Below are 22,065 nucleotides of genomic sequence, written 5' to 3' on the forward strand. Positions count from 1 at the left end.
GTTAATGTGAAAGTCGCGCAAGCGACTCACGAAACTCCCTTCTCCCCTTGCGCGAGAAGGGGCAGGGGAAGAGGGAAACGGTCATGACTTTCATGATTTGGGGTGTCTCCACGTGTCATGACCGTTAATGTGAAAGTCGCGCAAGCGACTCACGAACTTCCTTCTCCCCCTGCGGGAGAAGGGCCGGGGGTGAGGCGGGGAATTCAGGGAGCTTGCTCCCCGCCCGGCGAACGATTCCGGCGTGCAAGCCGGAATGCGCACTGCAAGTGAGAGGGGAACGCTCATGACTTTCATCATCCGGGGTATCTCGACTGTCATGACCGTTAGCGCAGGACGCGCGCCAGCGCCGCCGACGCCATTTCACCGAGGCGTTCGAGGTAAATCGTTCCCATGCCGCTGTAGAAGCGTTCGCCGTCTTCGCTGCCCATGGCGATCATGCCGATCGTACCGCCGCCGTTGCGCATCGCGATCAAGGCTTGTGAGCGAATATGCAGGGAGGCTTCGCCGAACCATGACGAGGTCTCGAAGCCGGTGGTCGAGCCGCAGTAAGGGTGCCCCAGGGTTTCGGCAAAAGCCTGCAGTTCCTTGCTGACCTCGGTGAATTCCGGGAGCTCTTCGCTTTCGGCGGGGCGATCCCAGAGGCGCACGGCGACGTGCGGAACGGCAAGATCGTCGCGCAGGTGAAAATTCAGCGTGTGCAGTACCGACTGGAAGCTTTTGGCGGCGATCATGCCCACCGCCAGGCGGTGCATCTTTTCGCTAATGGCGTCGTTTTCCTCGCCGAACTGCAGCAGCTCGCCCATCTTGCTTTCGAGCTGCTTGTTCTTGTCGCGCAGCGCGAGCATCTGGCGCTCGGTGATCGAGATCGTCCGCCCCCCATGCGGGTGCGGAACGACCATATTGGTCATCAGCTCCGAGTGCTCGTCGAAGAACTGGGGATTGCTGTGCAGGTACTCTGCGACTTCGCTGGATTTCATACTTCGATTTCTCCCTTGAATACGGTGACTGCAGGGCCGGTCATCAGCACCGGGGTGCCGGGGCCATTCCAGGCGATACTGAGCAGGCCGCCACGCATTTCGACGCGTACCGGCGAATCAAGCAGGCCACGGCTGATGCCGGCGACGACGGCGGCGCAAGCGCCGGTGCCGCAGGCCAATGTTTCGCCGGCACCACGTTCGAAAACACGCAGGCGAATCGCCTTACGGTCGACCACCTGCATGAAGCCGGCATTGACACGCTGCGGAAAGCAGGGGTGTCTTTCGATCAGTGGTCCCTGTTCTTCGACGGCTGCCGTATCGACGTCGTCGACCAGCTGTACGGCGTGCGGGTTACCCATACCGACGGCGGTGATGGCGATTGCATGGTCGGCGATGCGCAGCGTCTGCAGGACATCGCTGCTGGCGCTGATGAATGGTATTTTCGCCGGCGCCAAAACCGGTTCCCCCATGTCGACGCTCACCATGCCGTCGTCCTCGAGGCGCGGGACGATGACCCCGCTCATGGTTTCGACGCGGATCTCGCGCTGGGCGCTCAGCCCCTGCTCATGAACGAAACGCACGAAGCAGCGCGCGCCGTTGCCGCACTGCTCGACTTCGCCGCCGTCGGCGTTGAAAATGCGATAGCGGAAATCGACACCCGGCTGGCGGGCTGCTTCGACGAGCAGAATCTGATCGCAGCCGACGCCAAAATGGCGGTCAGCGAGCAAGCGCAGTTGTGCTGGCGTCAGTTCGATCGCCTGACGAATGCCGTCGAGCACGACAAAGTCGTTGCCCAGTCCGTGCATTTTGACAAATGTCAGTTTCATGCCTGTTCAGGATCCGGCGGTGTGCACGCCGGCATGCGCTCGGCAAGTGGCGGGGGACGGTGATGATGGTCATGATCCGGGGTATCGCGACCTTTGATGACCGTTGGCAATGGTTTGGCCATTATAAAGTCGTCCATCACATAGCCGCCGCCAATATCGACGCAGACCGCGTCACGGACGACGAAGCCCTGTTTGCGGTAAGCGGCAATGGCTTTTTCGTTGCCCTTGTTGACGGCCAGGATCAGCGTTTCGCAAGCGGCCGCATGTGCCCGTGCGACCACCTGATCGATCAGGCGACGGCCAATCCCGAGGCGCTGTCGCTGCGGGTCGACGTAGAGCTTGTCAAGCTTCATTTCGCCGGCTGTGGCGGTCAGCAGGCAGGAGACGAAGCCTGCCAGCTGACCATCGACGGTCACCTGGTCCCACCATATCGTGGGCAGGCCCAACTCCTCCTTCACCAGTTGCGCTCGGTAGCGTTGCTCGAGCATGTAGTCGATCTGTTCCTGGCTGATGATTCCCAGGTAGGTGTGTTGCCAGACCCGGCGTGCGAGTGCGCTGACCGCTTCGACATCAGCGGCAGCAAGGGGTGAGATGAGGACCTTCATTCTGGCTCCGAAGCAATCCGCGCGTCGACCCAAGCCGCGTCGTCAGAGCACCGGCAGCAAGTTGCCGCCGGCGAGTGCCGGGGAGCGGCGATCGGTGACGACGCGTGATGAGCGAAAAGGACGAATTGTACCGGCTCAAGGCCCGGCTGGTCGCCTGCACGTGAAGCTCGGAAGCTCTACAGCCTGGCGCTCGGCCGGGCGCTGACGGCGGCGTACCAGCGCCGGGCGTTACTGGCCTCGGCAGGCAGCACGATCTTCAGCCAGCCGGCGAAATCGACGAGCACCAGGGCCATGATGTCGGCCGCGCTGTAGCGATCGCCGGCAAGGTAGTCGCGTCCGGCCAGCATCTTGTCGAACTTGGCGAGGAAGCGTTCGCCGCGCAGTTTGCCGCGTTCGCCGAGCGCCGGGATTTGCGCGTAGTTTTCGGCGCCGGTCAATGCCCGGTCTTTCATTCCCGGCAGGGTGTTGCGGACGGCCTCGGTAATCGCCTGCCAGCCATCGTTCTCGATATGCCACAGCAGGTCGGCGATCAGTGCTTTCTCGGTGGGCGTCGAGCCGAGCAGCGGCGGATTGGGGACGCTCTCTTCGAGATAGCGCCAGCAGCCCTGCGTTGAGGTCAGCCGTGTGCCGTCGTCGAGTTCGAGCACCGGTACGCTGCAGTAGGGATTGATCGCGCGGTATTCGGGCGAGAGCTGTTCGCCGTTACGGAGGTCTACCTCGCGGGTCGGGATCGCGAGTCCCTTTTCGGCGATGAACACGCGTACCAGGCGGGGGCTGGGGGCAAAGTTGCAGTCATGGAAGAGCATGGCGGGTTCTCCTGTCGATGGGCCGGTTAGCACGATATCGTTGCCGGGGGCGCGGGGTCAATCTGGGCGCGCTCACGGGTGTCAGTCCAGCGCCTCGGCCTGGTAGGCGCCGCAGGAAGCAAGGTCGGAGTTGCTGCCCGCCGGGAGTTGGGAAGACAATTCGCGCAGCGCGCTGCGCATGCCTTCTTCGAGCACCGGATGATAGAAGGGCAGGCGCAGCAGCTCCTGCACGCCGAGTTGGCGTTCGATGGCCAGTGCCAGGACGTGCGCCATGTGTTCGCCGGCAGGTACGCACATCTCGCCACCGAGCAGGCGGCCACTGCTCCGCTCGGCATAGAGGCGCAGCAAGCCCTTGTTTTTCTCGGCGGTGCGCGCCCGGCCCTGTCGCTTGAAGCTGGCTTGCCCGATGAGCACCTGCGCTGCATCGAGTTCGGCGAAGCGCTGGCCGACGACGGCAACATTGGGGTCGGCGAAGACAATCGCCAGCGGCGTGCGGCGCCGGAAGCAGCGCAGCTCGGTCGACGTGGCGTTGATGCCGGCGATGTGACCTTCGTCGGCGGCCTCGTGCAGCAAGGCCGCACGCCCGTTGGCGTCACCGGCCAGAAAGATCGGCAGGTCGGCGATCTGCAAGGTGTTGGGGTTTACCGGCGGCATGCCGCGCGCGTCGAGTTCGACGCCGAGTGCTTCCAGGCCGATCCCGGCGATGTTCGGGCGCCGGCCGATGGCGGCGATCACCCGGTCGACGATGACGCGCACACTGCCGCTGCGCACTTCGATCCCGTCGCCGGCGGGCGACAATTCGGCGCTGGCCGCGGTGTGCAAGGGGAACTCTTTCTGCAGCAACTCGCGCAAGGCTAGATCGACCGCTTCATCGCTCAGCCCTGCGAGTCGCGGGTTGGCCCCGAAGCCGGTGACTTCGACGCCCAGCCGCGATAGCGCCTGCGCGATCTCGACGCCAATGGCGCCCAGTCCGACGACCGCCATCCGGCGCGGCAGCGTCTCCATTTCGAACAGGGTGTCGGTGGTCACGATGCGCTCGCCAAAGGCGCGCCAGGCGTCCGGGATCAGAGGTTGGCTGCCGCAGGCGATGATGATCCGTCTGGCGTGGTAGCGGCGCTTGCCGACGGCAACTGTCTGCGCATCGAGCAGCGTGGCGCGGCCGGCGAGGCTGCGTTCGCCCAGGTCGTCGCTGGCCTTCACAGTGCCGGCGACGAAATCGTCGCGCAGAGCGCGCACACGCTGCAGTACCGCCGGCACGTCGATGCTCAGCGCGGCGCCGCCGCGAATGCCGAAGGCGTCGAAGCTGTGCCGGCGATGGAAGGCGTTGGCGGCCTCGATCAGCGCCTTGGAGGGCATGCAGCCCACTCGCGCGCAGGTCGTGCCGTAGGGGCCGTCGTTGATCAGCAGGAAGTTCTCGGTGCGCTTGCGCACTTCCTGCAAGGCGGCGAGGCCGGCAGATCCGGCGCCGATGATGATGACGTCAAGGGTCTTTTCCATGCGCGGGTTCCTCGCTGGGAAGCTTGTGCGGAGTCGCTGGCGGGCTGGCGATGGCGCCAGCGATCAGTCGTGATCGAGCTTCCTGTCAGTGAATAGCGTGTCGCGCAATTCCTTGTCGAATGTGGCGTCGTGGCGGCGGATCCATTCGAGAACCATCGCCGCGTGCTCCTTCTCCTCGTCGCGGTTGTGCTTGAGGATGGCGCGCAGTTCCTCATCCTTGCAGGCATCCATGCGCTGGTTGTACCAATCGACCGCTTCGAGCTCCTCCATCAGCGAGACAATGGCCCGATGCATGTCGCGTGTTTCGTCCGTCAGTTCCAAAACTGGTTCGTGGTAGCCTTCATTTGCCATTTTGCAATCCTCCGACAAGCCTTCGGGTTGAACAATAAATCGAGAATGAATCGGCGCTGGTCGCGTTTCCGGTAATGATCATAGACCAACAAGCGTCATCGCAGAAGCATGATGGGGTGTCGGCACCAGTATCGCGGGAGCTTTTCCGGCACGGCGCCCAGCGCGCCGCCTTCACTTCCCGGAAGCTCTTTGCCATGCGCGCAGCGAGGGCCGGGTTGATCGGCCAGAACTGCGTTCAGCCTTGTTGGAAAGCGATGGCCCCAGGCTCAAGTCCGATCCGGCGTGATCAGCAGTACGTCGGAAAAATAGGCGCTGCAGCGTCGCCGGTCGCCGGTCGCGGGCCAGCAGCGGCTATCGAGACACTGCTGCCTGGGCGCCAATAGAGAAAATGCGAAGACCTTGTTTCTGGTATCGCCGCGCAGGCCGCGAAGATGCATCGCGCACCCTGGCTGCACTTTTTCGCTAACATGGGTGACGCTGCCGGCTGCCAGTCCCTCCCTCACGCCCTCCACCAAGGCAATAGTTCAACGACTCGACTCCCTCATGGCGAATCTTCAACTGACTGACGCAGACCGTGCGGTGTTCTCTGCCGTTGCCGCCGCAGCGGCGCCACCCGGCACCATCGAGCGTGATTTCAATGCGCTACTTGATTACCTCGGCGCGGACGGCATCCCGGTTTCGCCAAAGGAATGTGAGTTTGCCATCGCCCGCTTGCCCGAACTCAATAAGCTCTTGACTAATTCGGCATCGATCGGCTTAAGCCGCGGCCGGCAGATCTCCTATCCGCATGTGGATGGCTTACACCTGCTGTTGCGCTTCAGTCGGCTGGGGAACATCGATCGTTCACGCAGCACGCCTCGGATGGTCCTCGATACAGGGATGCTGGCCAGGTGGCAGTTGCTGAATCCCACGGAGCAGTACTTCACCTTGCTCGAACGCTGGTGGCATCTTGCAGATTGCGAGAACGACTGGAGGGGGGCGGCGGCCGGCAGGTTCGCGGAATACCGTTACGAGCTCTTGAAGCGCAAGCGCCGCACAGTCGGGCGAGCAAGCAGGAATCGCCCGACCCCTTGTCATACATCCTGGGTATCAGGCAGATCGCGCTCATGCAACTGTTCGGTCTGCTTGACATCGAGTCGGAAACGGCCGCTGTCGGGCGAGGATGGAAGATCAGGCGAATCGCCGCGACGCGCTGGGGCTTGTCCGCCAGTGCCACCTACTTTAAGGCTTTCGGTGATAGCACCAACGATATGCTGGAGCGCCTTTTCTTTACTTCCGTCGAGAACTCGGCGGCGAAGGAGGAACTCAGCGAAGCGGATGCCGAGTTGCCGCCGTTTTATGCTTGGGCGAAGGTCGCGCTTTCGTCATTTCCCGCCTGGAAGAATATTCTCGGTGGAGTCGATGCGGTCGAGCCATTCCGCGGCAGCATGACCTTCAAGGTTTTACTTGGGCAGAGTGTATGGCGTCGCATCGTCATGCCTGCGGCAGGCAGTTTCGAGGATCTTGCCGAGTTCATTCTTGATACCTTCGAATTCGACGATGAGCACCTGTACCAGTTTCGCTACCAGGACGAGTACGCAAGCCTGCGCATGCTCGACGACCCGCGCTGTAGCGATGTCTATGACGATTACGCAGACGAAGTGACGCTGGCAGAGGCCGGGTTGTTTCCCGGGCAGGTCGTCGAATTCCGCTACGATTTTGGCGACAACTTGCTCTTTTCCGCCTCATCGCCAACGCGCAGCGTCAAATCGCTGGATTGCCACGTCGGCTGCACCTTCTCGCAATATGCCGGCTTACCCAGGCACCTGTTCATTGCGCGCGTTCCCTGCGGACAGTCGCGCATAAACCTGGCACCCGAGCCACTTGGCAACGAGTTCCTGCATATCCGGCTTACCCATGTAGTCGGTGAACAGCTCTTCATTCAGATCCATACGTTCGATGAACAGTGACTCCAGGACCTGCCGGAATACCAGTTGGAACTTGTCCAGCGAGTTGACTTCGGCTGCTTGCTGCAAGGACTCGTTCCGGCTGGCTGCCTCGGCAATCTGGTCGAAGAACAGTTGGTCTGCTTCGTTGAGTTCACCACCGAAACGCTGGTTGATGAAGTCTATCAAGCGTGACAACGAAAGGCGTTCCTCGCGCACCATCCCGGAACCCACCTCGCGTGGCCCGTCGAGAGCTTTGGCGTAACCCTCGTTCAGGCTGATTGAGCCTTCGCTGATCTTTTGCAGCCGGTAGTAATCGAGTTCGACTTCCTCGTCGAACTGGTATCCCGGCCCGCTCTTTCGCTTTGGAAGTTTCAACCCGAGGTGGCGCAAGTAGGTGAATAGCTTTTCCAGATCGCTGTCCTGGTAGGGAATCACCTGGCTGAGGAAGCCGTACAGGTTCCGGAAAGCCTGGAGCTTGCCTCGCCAGAGTTCAGCTTCCTCCTCTTCCGTGTCTTGCAGTTGCTTGAAGCGAGCGACTGCCTCGTCGAGGACCGCGTTCATGGCTTTGTGGTCACCGGGGCTCTGCCGCCGCTTGGGCGCAAAGAAAATTCGCGAGAAGTCGGTCACCTCTAATTGCCGGTAGATGCCAGTCGCATCAAGGTCGGCTTTTACCTCATAGAGCTTGTCCGCATCGACTTGCTCACCCATCACCGAGCCTTCGTAGTACTGCCGGAAGGCTTCCTGGATCTCTGCCGGGTCGTTGACGAAGTCCAGCACGAAGGTGTCGTCCTTCAGCGGATGTGTTCGGTTAAGGCGCGACAGGGTCTGCACGGCCTGGATGCCGGCCAGGCGCTTGTCCACGTACATCGTGTGCAGCATGGGTTGGTCGAAGCCCGTCTGGTACTTCTCGGCCACCAACAGCACCCGATAGTCAGGCTTGGCGAAGGTGTCGGGAAGCTCCTTCTCCTTCACGCCGGCGTTCATCTCGACCTCGGTGTACGACTTTTCGGGGGTCTTGTCGTCTTCCACCGTACCCGAGAATGCCACCAGGCTCTTGATCGGGTAGCCCTTCGTCTGGATATAGCGGTCGAACTCCTGTTTGTAGCGCACAGCCTCCAGGCGCGAGCCCGTGACGACCATGGCCTTGGCGTGGCCGCCGATCTTGTGCCGCGTGAAATGCTGGAAGTGCTCCACCATCACCTCGGTCTTCTGGCCGATGTTGTGCGGGTGCAGTCGCATGAAGCGGGCCAGCGCCTTGGCCGCCTTCTTGCGCTCGACGTTGGGGTCGTCCTCGGCCTTCTTGACCAGCTTGTAGTAGGTCTTGTAAGTGACGTAGCTCATGAGCACGTCCTCGATGAAGCCTTCGTCAATAGCCTGGCGCATCGTGTAGCGGTGAAACGGCTCGCCGTTGCGCCCGAAAATCGCCAGCGTCTTGTGCTTGGGCGTCGCCGTGAAGGCGAAGAAGCTCATGTTGGGCTGCCGACCACGCTTGGCCATGGAACGGAACAAGCGCTCCAGTTCGACCTTGCCCTCCTCTTCGGCCATCTCCTGGGCCTTCTTGCGCAATTCGGCGCCGCCCAGCACGCCCTTGAGTTCGGTGGCCGTCTCCCCCCGACTGCGAGCTGTGTGCTTCGTCGATGATCACCGCGTACTTGCGCGTCGGCAGGTGGCTCCTGCCGCCCTCGCCGCGCTCCTCACTCAGCTTGGCCAGCTGCCCGGAGACGAAGGGGAACTTCTGCAGTGTCGTGATGATGATCGGCACACCCGCTTCCAGCGCCTCTGCGAGCTGCCGCGAGTCCTCGTCGATCTTCTGCACCACGCCCTGGCGGTGGTCGAACTGGTAGATCGTATTCTGCAACTGCCTGTCCAGCACCACGCGATCGGTGATCACCACCACGCTGTCGAAAAGCCGTTGGTCCTGCGCATCGTGCAGGCTGGAAAGGCGATGCGCCAGCCAGGCAAGGGTGTTGCTCTTGCCGCTGCCGGCCGAGTGCTCGACCAGGTAGTTGTGGCCTACGCCCTCCACTGCGGCGGCGTCCACGATCTGGCGCACGGCTTGCAACTGGTGGTAGCGCGGAAAGATCAGGTTTTCCTTGCGCAGCTTCTTGCCGTCGTCCGCCACTTTCTCCTCAACATCTACATGCAGAAAGCGGGCAAGCAGGTCCAGCAGGCTGTCACGCTGCAGCACTTCCTCCCACAGGTAGGCCGTCTTGTAGTTGCGACCGGCCTTGTCGGGCGGATTGCCGGCGCCGCCGTCCGCACCCCGGTTGAAGGGCAGAAAGTGCGTTGCCGGGCCCGCCAGCCGCGTCGCCATGTGCGCCTCTTCCGTGTCCACTGCGAAGTGCACCAAGGTTCGCTTGGTGAACTCGAAGATGGGTTCACGCGGATCGCGGTCGTTGCGGTACTGGTGGATGGCATTGGCCACCGTCTGCCCGCTCAGCGGGTTCTTGAGTTCCAGGGTCACCACGGGGATGCCATTGACCGACAACACCACGTCCAACGATTTCTCGCTCTTCGGACTGAAGTGCAGTTGTCGGGTCAGGCCGAGCCGATTGGCCTGGTAGCGCGCCTCCAGCTCCGGGTTAAGTCCGTGCGCCGGGCGAAAGAACGCGACACGCAGGGTCTTGCCGAAACACTTGAAGCCGTGCCGAAGCGTGGCTAGGGCACCATGCGTGTCCAGCCATTTGCACAGTGATTCCAGAACGCGGTCCCCGGTTTGCGCACCGTGCAGGGCATCGAGCTTCTTCCACACGCTCTCCTGGGTGGCTTGGATGAACGCCAGTACCTCCGCTGCGAAGATGCTCCGCTCGCGATCGAAGCCCTGGCCATCGACGGGTGTAAAGCCATTGCCCAGCAAAACCGACTCAATGGCGGTTTCAAAGGCGGCCTCGCTGGTTCGGTTCACAAGATCATCCCTTACTCCCTCAACGCTTAAGTTAAAGATGCCAAGATTTCTTTAACTTAAAAGCAACTCAAGGTAACGTTGAAAAGCATAGCGCTGCTCGCCGTGCAGCGCCTCAAGCTTCTCCCGAAGCCTGGCTTGGGCAGTGCGCATGAACCCCGGCGCTTCAACCGGCAGAATCCCCCGATGACGGTCGAAGCCTTTGCCGTCGACCCACTTGTGACCGGCGTCGGGCACGACCGATTCGATGGCGGTTGCGATAGCGGCTTCGCTGGAACGCGTCATGGCTTCTTCCCCAAGACAAACTTGGCCTGTTCGCGCCGCAACATCTCGTAAGGCGTCGTAAAACGCAGATTCAAGCCGCTGCAGACGTTCGGTATCTTGATTCGTTTTGCCGAGTTCGCCGGCACCTCGTGGGTGACAACCGTTTGCCCGCGCGCCAGCGCATGCGCGATGAGGTAGAAGTCCGCCACCTGCAAGAAGGTATTGATCGCCGCCGGCTCGTACTGCTGGCCGGTGATCCAGGTGCTGACGGCGCCGAATTGCGCTGCGACCGCCGCATCGGTCTTGAGGAACATGCCGTCGCCGTGATCGCGTACCCAATCGGTGAGTTCATCACCGCCGGCGGCGATTTCGTCGCCTACCTTGTCGATACTGGCCACTTTTCCCGCGGCATGGTTTTCGAGCAGCCATTCCCAGAAGGCGGGGCAGAAGTCCAGCCCGTAGTGCAGATTCTTGGCCTGAATGAACACATTCGCATCGAGCAGGTAGATCACAGCATCACCCCCAACTCGCGCGCAGCCTGGTAGAACGTAGCGGATTTGCGCACGCCCAGCAGGCGGAAGGCATCCTGAAACAAGGTCTGCCCTTCCAAGGCGCTGCCTACCAGGGCCCGCGCAAAGCGCTTGCCGGTGCGCGCACCCAGGGTCCGGTAGAAGTCACCGCCGCCGCCAGTGCGCTCCAGCGTGCGCAGGCGTTCGACTTCCTTGCGGTAGTGCTGCCATAGTGTGGCTGCGTTGATCAGGCCTGCGTCGAACAAGCGCCGCAGCGCCACCAGCGTACTGACCTTGAACAGCCGAGCCAGGCGTTGAATTTCCTGTTCAATGGCTGCCTCGCGCTGCACCGCTTCTCGCATGACCGCCAGCGGCATCAGCAACTCAGCGGCGACCTTGTTACACCAGCGTTCGGTAGTTCGCTCAGGCACACGGCCGGCTTCAGCATCCGATATGCCGCTTTGTCCCAGGGCCAGATGGGCCAGTTCATGCGCCAGGCTGAACATTTGCGCTGCTTTGCTATCGCCTGCGTTCAAGAACACTAGGGGAGCTAGGTGATCGGCCAGGGCGAAGCCGCGAAACTCGTCGACATCGAGCTTGCGGTGACTGTTGGCACCAACAATGGAGCTGGCCATCACCAGCACGCCGGCATCCTCGGTGCGCGCGATCAATTGCCGCAGGGCATCGGTCCACGTCGGCAAGGTCTGTCGCTCGGTAACAGACAAGTCCAGCGTATCGCGCAGCTTCTCAGCCACGGCTTCAGGGACATCACCAACGCGGACCTCACCGACGAAGGGTACAGGCGGGAGACCATTGAGCTGGGCGTACTCGCGAAACCAGTCCTGGCGCCGCTGGCACAGGTAAACGGTATCCAGCAGGTCATTGCTCGGTTCGCGCACGGGCGCGTCGCGCAAGCTCCGGAAGTCCGGCACCGGCAGTTCCATGCGCGGTGGTTCGGGCAGGAAAAAGTAGCCGAACGGCGTATGGGTCATGCGGGCGAAATCTTCGATTTGCCTCAGCGTCGGTTGCGCCTCACCGCTGAGCCACAGCGGCCACTTGCGAAAACGCTTCACCAGCGCAAAATCGTCCAACCGCGCCCGCTCGGCGGCCCAGCGCAGCACCGGGATCGAGGCGGGTACGGTAAGGTTCATGGCTGCAGCTCCTCAAGCGGAATCTGGCCGGTCACGGCGGCGGTGATCAGGGCGGCGCGACGTTCCATCAGTAGGTTGAGTGAGTTTTGAATCTCCGACTGAAGCGGTTCAGCAACATCAAGCGACTTCCTTATATGGGCGCATATTTCCAACTGCTCACCGGTTGGCGGAACAGGAATTCTCATGTTGGCCAGTTGTTCGCAAGTGATTGCCCCTTTGGTACTGCCTGCACCATCGCTGTCGCTGCGAAGAAACGCATAGGCATGACCCAACCAGTGGCATAGATAACCCGGATGGAGCGCGTCGCAGTGTGGCTTGATGAACGCGAGATGCTGATTTATCGTGGCCTCGATGCCCAGCAGTGACGACAAGGCGCGCGTCCTTCCTTGTCCGGTGATGCCGACCAGTACAGCTGGCGGCTGGATCTTTGGCAAGTGGCATTCTTTCAGTGCGGTTTCAGTCACGAACCGACTTGCCTTTATGACGAGCGGCTCATTAACGACGGAGCTGTTCAGCCATGGGTAGCCATCGTCGCTCCAATAGCTGGCATTTTCAACCGAAGGTGTCGAGCCGTTGCCAACGACGGCCAAGTATTTGATGGGCTGAACTTCCCAATGCGCAGGAACCTCGCCCAGCCAATCCTGATCGGAGGGTTTCAGCGGGGCGTTGGGGTCGAGGCCGCGGGTGACGACGCGGCTGATGAGGGCTGCGCGCTTTTCTTCCAGCAGCGCCAGCATGCGTTCCTTCTCGGCGATCAGCCCGTCGATGCGGGTGGTCTCGCGGTCGAGGTAGTTGGCGATGCTCGACTGAGCGTCGATCGGCGGAAGGCGAATCTCGAGCGACCCGATGTAGTCCCAGCTGGCGCGAGGCATCTTGGCGCCGAAGGTTGACGCATCAACGGTCCCCACAAAGTCGGGAGTCAGTAACGAATAGAGCAGGAACCTGGGATGGAGGGATTCAGCGGGCCGCATCACGAGCAGCTCAGTAGAGCAGACGCCTTCGCACGGCACGTGGCAAGCCTTCGCCAAGTACGGGCGGAGCTTGCCGAACAGCACGTCACCTTCTCTGAACACGTTGGCAAGGCCTGAGTCCCCGTCGATCGCCTCATTCGACTTCGACGCAGCCTCAATGATCCTGCCCGTCCACGACTCGACGTTCTCAAGGCCAAGGTAATCGGCATGGTCGGAACTGGCGGACATGCGTTCATTACGTAGGGGCGCAGCGAACTTCAAGCGCGCGGGTCTCCATGCGTCAGGATGGGTGTTCGCAGTAGAAATCGTCACTGCGTCACCTCCCGCAGCAACTCCAAAATCCGTTGCTCCACGGCCGCAAGCTCAGCATCAATCACCTTTAGCGGCCGCGGCGGCTGGTACTGGAAGAACACGCGGTTGAAGTTGATCTCGTAGCCGATCTTGCCGATGCCGCCGTCCTGCTCGTCCAGGGTTGTGCGATCAATCCAGGCATCGGCCACGTAGGGCCGCACCTCGCGCAGCACGTAGCTGATGATGTCTTCATTCACCGGGATGTTTTCGGCGTCCTTCAGCGCCGGGTCGGATTCGTACTCGATGTGCCTGCCCTTGCCATCGGCGTGCAGGCCCAGCAGGGCGTAGAGCGCTTCCTTGCCGAGGTCGGCGGGCAGAGCCTGACCGGGGAACAAGGCGGCGCGGTCCAGCGGCTCGGCCTTGTGATGTTTGGCGATGACGGGCGCGGCCTCGGGGTCCACGATGGTAAAGCACTCGCGGAAGATCTTTCTCTGCGCCGTGCCCTTGGCGCCCTTGGCCCAACCTTCCTCGTTGTCAGGTAGGGTCTTGAACACCTGCTGAACAGCGTTCCAGGCCTGGTTCCAGTCCAGCAGCGCTTCGCTGCCAACTTCGTCCCGTGTCGCCTGCAGTGCATCGAACAGCTCGGGGCAGGTGTTAAGGAAGCGCTCGCGCGCTTCATCGGTGATCTGAAAGCGCAGGCGCAGCGGGCGCAGCACGGTGATGCGGCGGTAACCGAAATCCGCGTTGTCGAACACGCGGCTGGTCTGGCTTTCTTCACAAGCTCCATGTTCGCGGGTGACGACGTCGAGGGCGGCCTGGTCGAGATAGCGGCGCTTGTCGCCCAGGCTGCGCTTCATCGGCGTGTAGCGCTCGCGGGCGTCGATCAGCTGGATCTTGTCCTTGCGGTGCGGCCCCTTGCGGTTAGTGACCACCCAGATAAAGGTGCCGATGCCGGTGTTGTAGAACATCTGCTCGGGCAGGGCGACGATGGCTTCGAGCTGGTCGCGCTCGATGATCCAGCGGCGAATCTCGCTCTCGCCGCTGCCGGCACCGCCGGTAAACAGCGGCGAGCCATTGAAAACGATGGCGGTGCGCGAACCGGGCTTGTTGCGGTTGCCGGGAGCGTAGTCCTCGAACTTGCTCATCATGTAGAGCAGGAACAGCAACGCGCCGTCGTTGATGCGCGGCAGCTTGCCGCTGTAGCCGCGGAAGCTGGGCCAGCGGTCGATGATCTTCTTCTCCGCCTTCCAGTCCACGCCGAAAGGCGGGTTGGCCAGCAGGTAGTCGAAGTGCTGGTCGGGGAAAGGGTCGTCGGTGAGGGTGTTGCCCAGCACTACCTGGCCATCCTTGTGCCCCTTGATCAGCAGGTCGGAGGCCGCCACGGCATAGGAGCGCGGGTTGTAGTCCTGGCCGAAGACCTTGACCGTGGCCTGTTCGTTATGGGCACGAATCCAGTTCTGTGCTTCGGCCAGCATGCCGCCGGTGCCGCAGGCAGGATCGCAGATTGTGACGATGATGCCGGCCTGCGTGAGCACCTGGGTATCGGGCTCCAACAGCAGATTGACCATGAGCTGTATGACTTCACGCGGCGTGAAGTGGTCACCTGCGGTTTCGTTGGCAGCTTCGTTGAAGCGGCGGATCAGGTCCTCGAACACCAGTCCCATGGTGATGTTGTCGACTGTGCGCGGGTGCAAGTCGATCTCGGCGAACTGGGCGACGACCTGATAGAGGCGGTTGGATTCTTCGAGTTTCTCGATTTCCTTCTCGAATTCGAAGCGTTCGAAGATCCTGCGGACATTCTCGGAGAAGCTGTTGATGTAGTCAGCCAGGTGGCGGCCGATGTTGTCCGGGTCGCCCTTGAGTTTGTGGAAGTCGAGCTGGCTGTGGTTGTGGAAGCCGAGCGGCTTGCCGTCTTCATCCTTCGCCAGGTTGTTGAGAACGGCGTCGATGTTGGGTATGCGCTTGGCACGGAGCTCGGCGTAGCGTTTCAGCACCGCGTCCTTGCTGAGCGCCAGCACCGCGTCGAAACGGCGCAACACGGTGAGCGGCAGCATCACGCGCTCGTACTGCGGCGGGCGATAGGGGCCGCGCAAGAGGTCAGCCACGGACCAGATGAAGTTGGCGAGTTGTTGGAAACCGGTGCTCATAAACGAATCCTGCAATTAGTTGCCGCGTGGGGGATACGGCATGTGGTCCCGTCTACCCCCTGTCTTGCTGCTGATCAGAATCATCTTTTTTGCCCATTGGCTTGGCTCAGGCCTGGCCGATAAGCCGAGTTCTGAGCCAAGTTACGGAAGACGGTAGCGTGTGCCATTTCGTATCCCCGCTGAGTGCCGCTTGCCGTCTTTGAGCAGCTGTTCGATGCCGCGCCGGATACGCGAACGCTAAATCTCCAGACCGATGCGCTGGTGAATGTCACCAATCCTGGACTGCGGGTAGCGTCCAACATCTTCCACAATCAGAGCCAGTAGCCGGTGCGGCTCGATGCGCTTGAGTGTGGTGCCGCCAACAAAGTCCAGCTTGCGCAGCAGCATTGCTTCGACCGGGGCTAGCTCTACTGTATTGGTTAGTTCGCAGGCGGTGAGCGCATCGTAACAGGAGGCCGCATCAACGGCCATCGCTTCAGGGTTTGCGATGGCCCAAGCTGTCAAATGCAAGCAGCGGTGATTTGTGCATCATGCGCCAAGGGGGAGGCGGCGGCCGGCAGCGGCGAACCGGCCGCGGATCATGGCGCCGGACAAGAGTGCCGAATGCGCGCGGCTGTTGAGCGAGGGCAAGCGTCCTGCCGAAGTGGCGCGGTAGGTAGGCGTCCAGGAGTCGACGCTGCGCAAGGCGATCCGGCGCCAGGGCGTGCCGCAGTTGGCCCATTGCCGCAAGACACAGGGGAGTTGGAAGCGGCGAGCACCAAGAGTGAGCGCAGCCGGGCGGACGCGGAAGCCGCCGCGGGGATGGGCACCGCCTGCACGCGCGCCGACGAGCGGATCCAAACGGCGCTGGGATTGGCGACCGGTGCGACGACGCGCTTCGAAGCGCGTCAAGATGTGGCGATGGGAGGGCTGTTGGCCGGCCTGCCGGCCTTGCAGGCGCGTGTGCCGCCGGCCTCATGATGAATGTCGCGAGTTGCAGCTGCGGCCTCTCGTCGCGGATGAACCCCCGCACGTAGCCAATCAGCATTGTGTGATGTCCGTCTGGCTGAAATCTTGCCCCACGAAGAGCAGTGGTTCGCCCATGGCCTTGGCCAGCGCATAGACTGCGCAATCACCCAGATTGAGCTGGGCCGGATGGCCCTGGCCCTTCCAGAAACGCAGGAAGGCGGCATTGGCAAGGCGCGCCTGCGGCTCGTCGAAGGGCATTACCACGGCACCGATCTCGTCCAGGAAGCGCTGCAGCTTTACCGGCATATTCGGATGCTCGCGGGCATGGACCACGATGTGCGCTTCAAGCAGGCTGACCGCCGAGATCCGGCAGATCGAATGTGCTTCCAGTGCGGCGACAATACGCTCGCGTTCCGGTTCGCGCTTGAGCCACGCGAGGACGGCCGAGGTGTCGATCACCAGGAGCCGTGTTCGCCGTAGCCCAGGATCTCGTCGTCGCCGCGAATGGCGACCGGCATGCGCGCGGGCAGTGCGTCCACTTCGCCTGCCAGCTCCGCGAGGCGTTCGCGCAGTGGCCGCCTCCCGGCCGGCACGTCGCGCTGGCCGGCGAGGAATAGCAGCAGGCTTTCGCGCACGACTTCGGCGACGGGTACTCCCTTGGCGAGGGCGATACCATGCGCCAGACGCTCGATCTCAACATCTTCGATCACGATGGCCATGTTGCTCTCCTGTGACTCATACCCATGCTCTGAATCTTGCGAGAATAAATGATGATGATCACTAGCGTACTGGTGCTTCCAGTTCCTGAGGTGACTCCTGACTGGCCGGGCAATCCTGCAGCTCAATCCGCGTCGGGCCCGAGAGCAGCTCGACCGAAATCTCCGTCGCTGACAGCCGCCTGATTGCGCCGCTCAGCGGCGCGCTGAGTGGGCACTGCGCTGTTTCGACCAGGCGCTGGTCTTGCAGCGCGATGATGCGCAGGTGGCGGCGGCTTGGCTCCGGGACCAGCAACTGCATTCGGCCGGCGATGGGCAGCGCTAAGGACATGGCCAACTCGGACGAGCCGTAGACGTGATTCGAAACGCCGGCCAGTGCGGCGACCTCGAGCAACTGCTTTCCTTTGCGCCGGTAGATGCGCAGCGTGCCACTGCGATGCGGGGTGGTGACCGCGGCGATCTCGGCTTTTCCGTCGCCGTCGAGGTCGGCAACGCCAACCGGGTTCAGCCAGCGCATGGGCGTGCCGATGGGCGGCGACTGGGCGCTGATTTCGAGGCGGCCGTGGCGCAAGCCGATCAGCGCCAGGCGCGATCCGCTGTTGCGTTGACTGACGATAGCGAGGAGTTCCGGCGGCTCGCCGGCCGCCAGTGTGACCAGCCGCGGTGCCAGATCCTCGAACACTGCGTCCTTGGGAAGTTCGAGGGAATGGCGCTGGCCGCTGCTGGTGCTCGCCGTCAGGCGGGCGTATTCGTGGGGCCGGCCGAGTGCGAAATGGCCATAGTGCTCGACTGGCGCCGCGTACTGGCCGCCAGTAATCGTTTCGGCGTCGGCTGGCGAAGCAATCAGCGCGAGCAGAGCGCAGGCGAACAGCCCGCGTAGCGGTTGCTGCGCAGCGGCCGGCTTGCCGAGCGTTGCCGCTGCGCCGCCAGGCTTCACTCCAGGCTGAGAAGCTGCACGCTGCGCGCTGCGACCGGGCTGGTTTTCTCGCGTCGGCAGCTGGCAAAGGGCGCTTGCGCGCTGCTGTCGCAGAGCTGTTTCCAGACCCCGGGCGGGAGCAGGAAGGGAACCGGGATCTCGTCGCGATTGATCAGGCAGAGCAGGGTCGCGCCGCTCTCTGCCGGCGTGTCGGCGCTCGCCTCGGGAGCCAGTTGCAGGCCGAAGGCGCCGAGCTTGTTCGACTGCCAGTCGCTGATGCCCATCGGCCGGCCCGCGGGATGCCACCACAGCACGTCAGGCTGTTCGTCGCCGCTCGCTGCACCGCTCAGCCAGCCGGTCAGCCGCAGTTGCGGAAAGCGCTGGCGCAAGGCAATCAGCCCGGCGACGTAGTCGATCAGCGCCTGGTCGGCCTTCTCCCAGTCGAGCCAGGTCATCTCGTTGTCCTGGCAGTAGGCGTTGTTGTTGCCGCCCTGCGTGCGGCCGAGTTCGTCGCCACCCTGCAGCATCGGCACACCTTGCGCGATGAGGAGCGTGGCGAGTAGCGCACGCTGCAGGCGGCGGCGTTTTTCGAGCACCGACGGATCGTCGCTTTCACCTTCCTCGCCGCAGTTCCACGACAGATTGTGGCCGTGCCCGTCGCGGTTTTCCTCGCCGTTGAGCTCGTTGTGTTTTTCCTGGTAACTGACCAGATCGCGCAGGGTGAAGCCGTCGTGCGCGGTGAGGAAGTTGACGCTGGCTTGCGGTGCGCGGCCGCTATTCTTGAACAGCTCGCTCGATCCGGACAAGCGCTGTGCCAGGGCGCCGGCGGCGACTTCGCCGGTCAGCCAGAAGGCACGTACGTCGTCGCGGAAGCGGTCGTTCCATTCGCTCCAGCCGGGCAGGAAGCGGCCTAGCCGGTAGCCGTCGGGGCCCATGTCCCAGGGCTCGGCAATCAGTTTGACGTTCTGCAGCAGCGGGTCCTGGCGAACGGCGGCGAGAAAGGCGCTGTCGCGGGCCAGTGCGGCGGCAAGGTCGAAGCGGAAGCCGTCGATGTGCATTACTCCAACCCAGTAGCGCAGCGCATCCATCACCAGCTGCAGGACGCGTGGCTGGGTGAGGTTGAATGTATTGCCGCAGCCACTGTAGTTTTCGTAAGCGGCGAGATCACCTGGCGGCAGCAGGTAGTAGCTCTGGTTGTCGATGCCGCGAAAGGACAGCGTCGGTCCGAATTTGTCGGTTTCTGCGGTGTGGTTGAAGACCACGTCGAGGATCACTTCGAGGCCCGCAGCGTGCAGCGTACGGACCATGCTCTTGAACTCGGCGATTACCGATTGTCCATCGATGCGCGCCGCGTAACGCGGTTCGGGAGCGAAGAAGGCGAGCGAGTTGTAGCCCCAGTAATTGACCCGGCCTTCGTCAACCAGTCGTTGCTCGTCGAGGAAATGGTGCACCGGCAGCAGGCTGACGGCGGTGACGCCCAGGCGCCGGAAATGCGCGATCATCGTCGGCGAGGCGAGCCCGGCGTAGGTGCCGCGCAGCTTCTCGGGGAGGTCCGGGTGTTGCTGGCTGATGCCCTTGACGTGCACTTCGTGGAGCACGGTGTTGGCCCAAGGTGTCGCCGGTGGGGTGTCGCCGGCCCAGTCGAAACCTTCGTCGACGACGCTGCACTGGAGCCCGTGTGCCGGCTTGTCCGCTGTTGGCCAGGAAAAATCACCAACGACTTCGCGGGCGTAGGGGTCGAGCAGCAGGCGTTCGGCGGCGAAGCGCTGGCCGTTCTCGGGTGCCGCCGGGCCCTGCACGCGGTAGGCGTAGCGCAAGCCCGGTGCGGCCCCGGCGAGGTAGCCGTGCCAGACCTGGTCGCTGCGCCGTGGCAAGGGCAGGGCGCGCATCTCCTGGCCGTCGAAGACGCACAGCTCGACCGCTTCGGCGTGCGCCGAAAATAGCGCGAAGTTGACCCCCTGGCCGTCCCAGGTCGCGCCGAGCGGTGACGGTCGTCCGGCGACGAGGGCGAGCCTGGCCTTGGCGCTCATGCTACCCATTCGAGGAACAGCGCCGCGAGGGGGGGCAGGGTGAGGCGCAGCGAAAACTCGCGCCCGTGCGCGGCGACTGCTTCGGCGACCAGTCCGTCATGCCCGTTGCCGACGTTGCTGCCGCCGTAGTACTGCGAGTCGGTGTTGATGCGCTCGTAGAACTTGCCGGCATGCGGCACGCCGATGCGATAGCCTTCGCGAATGACCGGGGTGAAGTTGCCGACGTAGAGCATGGCGCGCGAACGATCACGCGTCCAGCGCACGAAGGCGACCACCGAATTATCGGCGTCGTCGGCCGCGATCCACTCGAAACCCGCCGGTTCGAAATCGACTTCGTGCAGGGCAGGACGGCTGCGGTAGAGACTGTTGAGGTCGCGAACCAGATTGCGGACGCCGGCGTGGTTGGGAAAATCGAGCAAGGCCCAGTCGAGGGAAACGGCTTCATTCCACTCGCTCCACTGGCCGAATTCGCCGCCCATGAAGAGCAGCTTCTTGCCCGGGTGCGCCCACATGAAGCCGTAGAGCGAACGCAGGTTGGCGAATTTTTGCCAGGTGTCGCCGGGCATCTTGTTGATCAGCGAGCCCTTGCCGTGCACCACTTCGTCGTGGGACAGCGGCAGGACGTAATTCTCGGTGAAGGCGTACATCATTCCGAAGCTGAGCTTGTTGTGATGGTAGCGGCGATAAATCGGGTCCTGCGCCATGTAGGACAGCACGTCGTGCATCCAGCCCATGTTCCACTTGTAGTGGAAACCGAGGCCACCCATTGACGGCGGTCGACTGACCATCGGCCAGGCGGTCGATTCCTCGGCGTAGGTGTCGGCTGCCGGGTGTTCCTGGCCGAGGGCCTCGTTCATGCGGCGCAGGAAAGCGACCGCCTCGAGATTCTCGCGACCACCATGCACGTTTGGCAGCCACTGCCCTTCGGAGCGGCTGTAGTCGCGGTAGAGCATCGAGGCCACGGCATCGACGCGCAGGCCGTCGACGCCGTAACGCTCGATCCAGAACAGCGCGTTGCCGATCAGGTAGTTGCTCACTTCACGACGGCCGAAGTTGTAGATCAGCGTGCCCCAGTCCTGGTGCATGCCTTCTCGGGGATCGGCGTGTTCGTAGAGGGCATCGCCGTCGAAGCGACTGAGACCGTGCTCGTCGGTCGGGAAATGTGCCGGTACCCAGTCGACGATGACCCGCAGGCCGGCGTCGTGGCAGGCGCTGACGAACTGGCGGAAGCCGGCCGGGCTGCCGTGACGGGCGGTCGGTGCGTAGAGCCCGAGCGGCTGATAGCCCCAGGAGCCATCGAAGGGATGTTCGGAAATCGGTAGCAGCTCAAGATGGGTGAAGCCCAGGTCGACGACGTAGGGAATCAGCGTTTCGGTCAGGCGTTGCCAGTCGGGAAAGCCGCCATCGTCGGCACGCCGCCAGGAAGCCAGGTGCACTTCGTAGATCGACACTGGCGCGCCGAGCTGGTCGCCGGCCGGAACGGGGGGCGGCTTCGACCGGTGGTGGCAGGGCGCAGACCACCGAGGCGGTCGACGGCCGCATCTCGGCTTCGAAGCCGTAGGGGTCGGACTTGAGGGGCAGCAGATGGCCGTGGCGAGAGCGGATTTCATACTTGTAGCGGGCGCCGGCGCCGACGCCAGGCAGGAAGATTTCCCAGGCTCCGCATTCGCGGCGCAGGCGCATCGGGTGGCGACGGCCGTCCCAGTTGTTGAAGTCACCGACGACGCTGACCCGCTGGGCGTCAGGCGCCCAGACGGCGAATGCCGTTCCGGCGACGCCGTCGATTTCGCAGAGGTGCGCGCCGAGGCGCTCGAAGGGACGCAGGTGCGAGCCTTCGGCGAGCAGCCAGACGTCCATCTCGCCGAGCACCGCCCAGAAACGATAGGGATCCTCGGTTTCCTGGACGCCGTTTTCCCAGGTGATGCGCAGGCGGTAGGCGAAATCGTTGCGACGACGCGGGATGACGCCTTCAAAAAACCCCTCGACGCCGTCGATGTCACGTTCCTTGAGTTCAGCGACCTCTTTCCCGCTCTTGGCGTCGAGCACCGCTACCGCCAGCGCCCCCGGTTGCATGCTGCGCACCCAAAGCCGCTTATCGGCGTCAGTGTGCATCCCGAGGATTGCATAGGGGTTGCCGTGTTCGGCCCGACAAAGAGAAATGATCTCTGCATTGTCAATCATTGACGCGTTTCCTCAGTTAATGTGAAAGTCGCGCAAGCGACTCACGAA

Annotated in this window: 18 protein-coding genes and 2 pseudogenes; 2 read left to right on the plus strand and 18 right to left on the minus strand. The window is 62.8% G+C overall.

Features of this window, described 5'->3' with window-relative positions; genetic code table 11:
• Positions 1 to 323 precede the first annotated feature (323 nt).
• The 6 genes from E4Q23_RS07875 to E4Q23_RS07900 form a co-directional block, all read right to left on the minus strand.
• Positions 324 to 977, minus strand: a complete 654-nt coding sequence (locus E4Q23_RS07875; protein ID WP_169066128.1) for a DUF484 family protein — start codon at positions 975 to 977, stop codon at positions 324 to 326.
• Positions 974 to 1,804, minus strand: a complete 831-nt coding sequence (dapF, locus tag E4Q23_RS07880; protein WP_169066129.1) for a diaminopimelate epimerase — start codon at positions 1,802 to 1,804, stop codon at positions 974 to 976. Before dapF ends, E4Q23_RS07875 begins: the two co-directional genes overlap by 4 nt.
• Positions 1,801 to 2,409 (minus strand): GNAT family N-acetyltransferase, encoded by a 609-nt coding sequence (locus tag E4Q23_RS07885; protein WP_169066130.1) that lies wholly within the window; start codon positions 2,407 to 2,409, stop codon positions 1,801 to 1,803. Before E4Q23_RS07885 ends, dapF begins: the two co-directional genes overlap by 4 nt.
• 176 nt (positions 2,410 to 2,585) lie before the next feature.
• Positions 2,586 to 3,215 carry a glutathione S-transferase family protein gene (locus E4Q23_RS07890; protein ID WP_169066131.1) on the minus strand — a complete coding sequence of 210 codons (630 nt, stop codon included), beginning with the start codon at positions 3,213 to 3,215 and terminating at the stop codon, positions 2,586 to 2,588.
• 81 nt (positions 3,216 to 3,296) lie between these two features.
• A complete protein-coding gene (locus E4Q23_RS07895; RefSeq protein ID WP_169066132.1) occupies positions 3,297 to 4,712 on the minus strand; it encodes a dihydrolipoyl dehydrogenase in 1,416 nt (471 codons plus the stop codon).
• A gap of 63 nt (positions 4,713 to 4,775) precedes the next feature.
• Entirely contained in the window at positions 4,776 to 5,063 is a 288-nt protein-coding gene (locus tag E4Q23_RS07900) for an encapsulin-associated ferritin-like protein (protein ID WP_169066133.1), read from the minus strand.
• 1,427 nt (positions 5,064 to 6,490) lie between these two features.
• Here E4Q23_RS07900 and E4Q23_RS23710 point away from each other — a divergent pair.
• A complete protein-coding gene (locus E4Q23_RS23710) occupies positions 6,491 to 7,012 on the plus strand; it encodes an IS1096 element passenger TnpR family protein (protein WP_272873656.1) in 522 nt (173 codons plus the stop codon).
• Here the strand turns inward: E4Q23_RS23710 and E4Q23_RS07905 are convergent.
• From E4Q23_RS07905 to E4Q23_RS07935, 7 genes and pseudogenes are all read right to left on the minus strand, one after another.
• Positions 6,893 to 9,896: pseudogene (locus E4Q23_RS07905) on the minus strand (type I restriction endonuclease subunit R); the annotation flags it as partial. The gene E4Q23_RS23710 and the pseudogene E4Q23_RS07905 sit on opposite strands and share 120 nt — an antisense overlap.
• Positions 9,897 to 9,947: 51 nt before the next feature.
• Entirely contained in the window at positions 9,948 to 10,178 is a 231-nt protein-coding gene (locus E4Q23_RS07910; RefSeq protein WP_169066134.1) for a hypothetical protein, read from the minus strand.
• Positions 10,175 to 10,669, minus strand: a complete 495-nt coding sequence (locus tag E4Q23_RS07915; RefSeq protein WP_169066135.1) for a DUF4411 family protein — start codon at positions 10,667 to 10,669, stop codon at positions 10,175 to 10,177. Before E4Q23_RS07915 ends, E4Q23_RS07910 begins: the two co-directional genes overlap by 4 nt.
• Positions 10,666 to 11,817 carry an ImmA/IrrE family metallo-endopeptidase gene (locus E4Q23_RS07920; RefSeq protein ID WP_169066136.1) on the minus strand — a complete coding sequence of 384 codons (1,152 nt, stop codon included), beginning with the start codon at positions 11,815 to 11,817 and terminating at the stop codon, positions 10,666 to 10,668. Before E4Q23_RS07920 ends, E4Q23_RS07915 begins: the two co-directional genes overlap by 4 nt.
• Entirely contained in the window at positions 11,814 to 13,049 is a 1,236-nt protein-coding gene (locus E4Q23_RS07925; protein WP_169066137.1) for a restriction endonuclease subunit S, read from the minus strand. The genes E4Q23_RS07920 and E4Q23_RS07925 overlap by 4 nt, the downstream gene beginning before the upstream one ends.
• A gap of 47 nt (positions 13,050 to 13,096) precedes the next feature.
• A complete protein-coding gene (locus E4Q23_RS07930; protein WP_169066138.1) occupies positions 13,097 to 15,226 on the minus strand; it encodes a type I restriction-modification system subunit M in 2,130 nt (709 codons plus the stop codon).
• Positions 15,227 to 15,463: 237 nt separating this feature from the next.
• On the minus strand, positions 15,464 to 15,697 hold the full coding sequence (locus E4Q23_RS07935) for a hypothetical protein (protein ID WP_169066139.1): 234 nt from the start codon (positions 15,695 to 15,697) through the stop codon (positions 15,464 to 15,466).
• A gap of 249 nt (positions 15,698 to 15,946) precedes the next feature.
• Here E4Q23_RS07935 and E4Q23_RS07940 point away from each other — a divergent pair, with 249 nt between their 5' ends.
• The gene (locus E4Q23_RS07940) at positions 15,947 to 16,186 is read left to right on the plus strand and encodes a hypothetical protein (protein WP_169066140.1); all 240 of its coding nucleotides are present in this window, start codon (positions 15,947 to 15,949) and stop codon (positions 16,184 to 16,186) included.
• 60 nt (positions 16,187 to 16,246) lie between these two features.
• On the opposite strand, the gene E4Q23_RS07945 is transcribed toward E4Q23_RS07940, so the two are convergent.
• The 5 genes and pseudogenes from E4Q23_RS07945 to glgB form a co-directional block, all read right to left on the minus strand.
• Complete coding sequence (locus E4Q23_RS07945) at positions 16,247 to 16,633, minus strand: type II toxin-antitoxin system VapC family toxin (protein ID WP_336511634.1); 387 nt, start codon at positions 16,631 to 16,633, stop codon at positions 16,247 to 16,249.
• Complete coding sequence (locus tag E4Q23_RS07950) at positions 16,630 to 16,893, minus strand: type II toxin-antitoxin system VapB family antitoxin (protein WP_169066141.1); 264 nt, start codon at positions 16,891 to 16,893, stop codon at positions 16,630 to 16,632. Before E4Q23_RS07950 ends, E4Q23_RS07945 begins: the two co-directional genes overlap by 4 nt.
• 61 nt (positions 16,894 to 16,954) lie before the next feature.
• Positions 16,955 to 17,827 carry a VCBS repeat-containing protein gene (locus tag E4Q23_RS07955; RefSeq protein ID WP_169066142.1) on the minus strand — a complete coding sequence of 291 codons (873 nt, stop codon included), beginning with the start codon at positions 17,825 to 17,827 and terminating at the stop codon, positions 16,955 to 16,957.
• Positions 17,824 to 19,836 (minus strand): glycogen debranching protein GlgX, encoded by a 2,013-nt coding sequence (gene glgX / locus E4Q23_RS07960; RefSeq protein WP_169066143.1) that lies wholly within the window; start codon positions 19,834 to 19,836, stop codon positions 17,824 to 17,826. The genes E4Q23_RS07955 and glgX overlap by 4 nt, the downstream gene beginning before the upstream one ends.
• A pseudogene (glgB, locus tag E4Q23_RS07965) lies at positions 19,833 to 22,017 on the minus strand (1,4-alpha-glucan branching protein GlgB). The gene glgX and the pseudogene glgB overlap by 4 nt, the downstream one beginning before the upstream one ends.
• Between the last annotated feature and the right edge of the window lie 48 nt (positions 22,018 to 22,065).

Origin of the sequence: Candidatus Accumulibacter phosphatis (assembly GCF_012939955.1) — a bacterium.
Taxonomy (GTDB): Bacteria; Pseudomonadota; Gammaproteobacteria; order Burkholderiales; family Rhodocyclaceae; genus Accumulibacter; species Accumulibacter delftensis.

Bases quoted from the DNA above. Each gene is read 5' to 3' on its own strand.
- E4Q23_RS07875 (WP_169066128.1), bottom strand. From the start codon at position 977: ATGAAATCCAGCGAAGTCGCAGAGTACCTGCACAGCAATCCCCAGTTC.
- dapF (WP_169066129.1), bottom strand. From the start codon at position 1,804: ATGAAACTGACATTTGTCAAAATGCACGGACTGGGCAACGACTTTGTC.
- E4Q23_RS07885 (WP_169066130.1), bottom strand. From the start codon at position 2,409: ATGAAGGTCCTCATCTCACCCCTTGCTGCCGCTGATGTCGAAGCGGTC.
- E4Q23_RS07890 (WP_169066131.1), bottom strand. From the start codon at position 3,215: ATGCTCTTCCATGACTGCAACTTTGCCCCCAGCCCCCGCCTGGTACGC.
- E4Q23_RS07895 (WP_169066132.1), bottom strand. From the start codon at position 4,712: ATGGAAAAGACCCTTGACGTCATCATCATCGGCGCCGGATCTGCCGGC.
- E4Q23_RS07900 (WP_169066133.1), bottom strand. From the start codon at position 5,063: ATGGCAAATGAAGGCTACCACGAACCAGTTTTGGAACTGACGGACGAA.
- E4Q23_RS23710 (WP_272873656.1), top strand. From the start codon at position 6,491: ATGACCTTCAAGGTTTTACTTGGGCAGAGTGTATGGCGTCGCATCGTC.
- E4Q23_RS07910 (WP_169066134.1), bottom strand. From the start codon at position 10,178: ATGACGCGTTCCAGCGAAGCCGCTATCGCAACCGCCATCGAATCGGTC.
- E4Q23_RS07920 (WP_169066136.1), bottom strand. From the start codon at position 11,817: ATGAACCTTACCGTACCCGCCTCGATCCCGGTGCTGCGCTGGGCCGCC.
- E4Q23_RS07930 (WP_169066138.1), bottom strand. From the start codon at position 15,226: ATGAGCACCGGTTTCCAACAACTCGCCAACTTCATCTGGTCCGTGGCT.
- E4Q23_RS07935 (WP_169066139.1), bottom strand. From the start codon at position 15,697: ATGGCCGTTGATGCGGCCTCCTGTTACGATGCGCTCACCGCCTGCGAA.
- E4Q23_RS07950 (WP_169066141.1), bottom strand. From the start codon at position 16,893: ATGGCCATCGTGATCGAAGATGTTGAGATCGAGCGTCTGGCGCATGGT.
- glgX (WP_169066143.1), bottom strand. From the start codon at position 19,836: ATGAGCGCCAAGGCCAGGCTCGCCCTCGTCGCCGGACGACCGTCACCG.